Source organism: Sphingomonas sp. Ant20 (assembly GCF_000783375.1).
Classification (GTDB): domain Bacteria; phylum Pseudomonadota; class Alphaproteobacteria; order Sphingomonadales; family Sphingomonadaceae; genus Sphingomonas; species Sphingomonas aerolata.
The window spans coordinates 1-3,183 of record NZ_JRVI01000211.1 but is presented as its reverse complement, the minus strand read 5'-3'; the positions used below and the strand labels follow the sequence as shown (position 1 = coordinate 3,183).

2 pseudogenes are annotated in these 3,183 nt (G+C 67.1%); both read right to left on the bottom strand.

Annotated elements, in window-relative coordinates:
- Positions 1-69: 69 nt before the first annotated feature.
- Positions 70-2,842, bottom strand: a pseudogene (gene polA, locus NI18_RS18535) (DNA polymerase I).
- 78 nt (positions 2,843-2,920) lie between these two features.
- Positions 2,921-3,183 (bottom strand): annotated as a pseudogene (locus NI18_RS23705) (serine hydrolase); the annotation flags it as partial.

Here is a 3,183-nt window from a genome sequence, read left to right as displayed (position 1 = left end):
GGTCGGAGCGACTCCGCCGGCCGCGCTTGTGCGAGTCAGCCGGGCGTGGCCGGCTGCCGCCCCGCGCGATCAATGCGCTGCGCCCCAGCTCAGGCCGGTGCCGATCTCGATCCCCAGCGGCACGTCGAGCGTCACCGCCGGCTCGGCCGCGGTCGCCATCACGCGTTCGATGACGGGCTTGGCCGCCTCGACATCGCCCTCGGGCAGTTCGAACACGAGTTCGTCGTGGACCTGGAGCAGCATGCGCACGTTCGGCAGCCCGGCTTCGAGCAGTGCAGGGCCCATGCGGACCATCGCGCGCTTGATGATATCCGCGCTCGTCCCCTGGATCGGCGCGTTGATCGCGGCGCGCTCGGCGCCCTGGCGTTCGTGCTGGATCTTCGAGCGGATCCGCGGGAAATGCGTCTTGCGGCCGAACAGCGTCGTCGTGAACCCGGTCGCGCGGACGCTTTCGGTGGTGTCGACGATGTAGCTGGAGATGCCGGGGAAGCGATCGAAATAGCGGTCGATCATCGCCTGTGCTTCGTCCGCGGACACGTCAAGCCGGCCGGCGAGCCCCCAGCGCGAGATGCCGTAGAGGATCGCGAAGTTGATCGTCTTGGCGCGACCGCGCGTGTCGCGGTTGACCTCGCCGAACAGCTCCTGCGCGGTGAGGCTGTGAATGTCGTCGCCATTCGCGAACGCCTGTTTCAGCGCGGGGACGTTGGCCATGTGCGCGGCCAGTCGCAGCTCGATCTGCGAGTAGTCGGCGGCGAGGATCACGTTGCCGGGCTCCGCCACGAACGCGTCACGGATCTGGCGGCCGATCTCGGTGCGGATCGGGATGTTCTGCAGGTTGGGATCGGTCGACGACAGCCGGCCGGTCTGCGCGCCGGTCAGCGAGTAGGACGTGTGGACGCGACCCGTCGCCGGGTTGATCTGCGCCTGCAACGCATCGGTATAGGTCGATTTCAGCTTCGAGAGCTGGCGCCAGTCGAGCACCTTGCGCGCGATCACCGCGCCGGGCGAATCCTTGTCGGCGGCGATGCGCTCGAGTTCGGTGACGTCGGTCGAATAGACCCCGGACTTGCCCTTGCGGCCGCCCTTGATGCCCATCTTCTCGAACAGCACGTCGCCCAATTGCTTGGGGCTGCCGATCGTGAACGGCGCGCCGGCGAGCGCGTGAATCTCAGTCTCCAGGCTCGCCATCTGCGCGGCGAACTCGGTCGACAGCTTCGACAGCTTCGCGGCGTCGACCTTGATCCCGTGCATCTCCATCTGCGCGATGACGGGGACGAGCGGGCGGTCGACCATCTCGTAGACCCGCGTCGAACCCTCGGCGGGCAGGCGGCGCTTGAACCGGCGCCACAGGCGCAGCGTCACGTCCGCGTCCTCCGCGGCATAATGGGTCGCGGCCTTGAGGTCGATTTCGTTGAAGCTGCGCTGCGACTTGCCGGTGCCGACCACGTCCTTGAACGCGATGCAGGTGTGCGAAAGGTGCGTCGCGGCAAGCTCGTCCATGCCGTGGCCGTGAAGCCCCGCGTCGAGATCGAAGCTCATCAGGATCGTGTCGTCGAACGGCGCGATCGTCACGCCTCCGGTGGCGGCATAGGCGCGGGCGAGGACGATCATGTCGTATTTCAGGTTATGGCCGATCTTGAGGATGCTCGGATCCTCCAGCAGTGGCTTCATCTTCGCCAGCACGACCGCGCGGTCGATCTGGGCCGGGTTTTCCGCGAGCAAATCGGTGCCGCCATGCGCGATAGGTACGTAGCAGGCGAGGTTCGGATGCAGCGCCAGGCTGATCCCGACCAGGTCGGCGCGCGTCGCGTCGATCCCGGTCGTCTCGGTGTCGATCGCGATCCAGCCTGATGCTTTGCCAGCGTGATCCAGCGGTCGAGCGCCGCCTCGTCGACGACGGTCTCGTAATCGTCATGCTTGCACGGCTCGTCCGCGTCCATGTCCGCGACGACGGTCGACTCGGCGACCGGTGCTTCGGCGACGGCCGACAATTTGGCGATCAGCGACTTGAAGCGTGATGATCGAGGAACGCGCGCAACGGTGCGTCGGGAATGCCCTTGAGCTCGAGATCCTCGAGCGGCTCGGGCAGCGCGACGTCGCATCTGAGCGTGACCAGCACCTTCGACAGCCGCGCCATCTCGGCATGCTCGATCAGATTGTCGCGCAGCTTGCCCTTCTTCATCCCCTCGGCGGCGGCGAGCACCGATTCGAGATCGCCATGTTCGAGGATCAGCTTGGCGGCGGTCTTCGGGCCGACGCCGGGGACGCCGGGGACGTTGTCGACGCTGTCGCCCATCAGCGCGAGCACGTCGCCGAGCTGCGCCGGGGTGACGCCGTGGAATTTTTCCGCGACATGCTCCGCGCCCAGCCGGCGGTTGTTCATCGTGTCGTACATGTCGAGCCCGGGCTCGATCAGCTGCATCAGGTCCTTGTCCGACGAGACGATCGTGACCGACCAGCCCTGCGCCAGCGCGGCCTTCGAATAACAGGCGATGATGTCGTCGGCCTCAAGCCCCTCGGTCTCGATGCACGGCAGCGAGAAGGCGCGCGTCGCGTCGCGGATCATCGGGAACTGCGGGACGAGATCCTCGGGTGGGGGCGGACGCTGCGCCTTGTACTTGTCGTAGAGATCGTTGCGGAACGTCTTCGACGACTTGTCGAGGATGACCGCCATGTGGGTGGGGCCATCCGCGGCATGGACCTCGTCCGCGAGCTTCCACAGCATCGTGGTATAGCCGTACACCGCGCCGACCGGCTCGCCATGCTTGTTGGTAAGCGGCGGCAGCCGGTGATAGGCGCGGAAGATATAGCCGGAGCCGTCGACGAGATAGAGATGGGGCATCGCGCGCGGTCTAGCGGATGCGCGCGCGCGGACCAATGGGCGAAGCGTGGTTGTTGGGTATCAGGTGTGAGGAAAATCTCAGACCGACGGGCGGGCGCCACCGGCATGCGCGGCGACCGCGGCGGCGACCGCTTGGATCAGCATCTGGCGTTCGCGGATCGGCCGCAGCGTGTCGCCGATCATCACCGCGATCGCATAGCGCTTGCGTCGGGCGCCGTCAGGAGCCCGACATCGTTGAAGCGGCGTTGCGGGGACCGAGATCCTGGCCGGTGCCGGTCTTGTGCGCGATCCGCCACCCCGCGGGCAGCGCGGCGCGCAGCCGGGCGCGGCCGGTGACGACG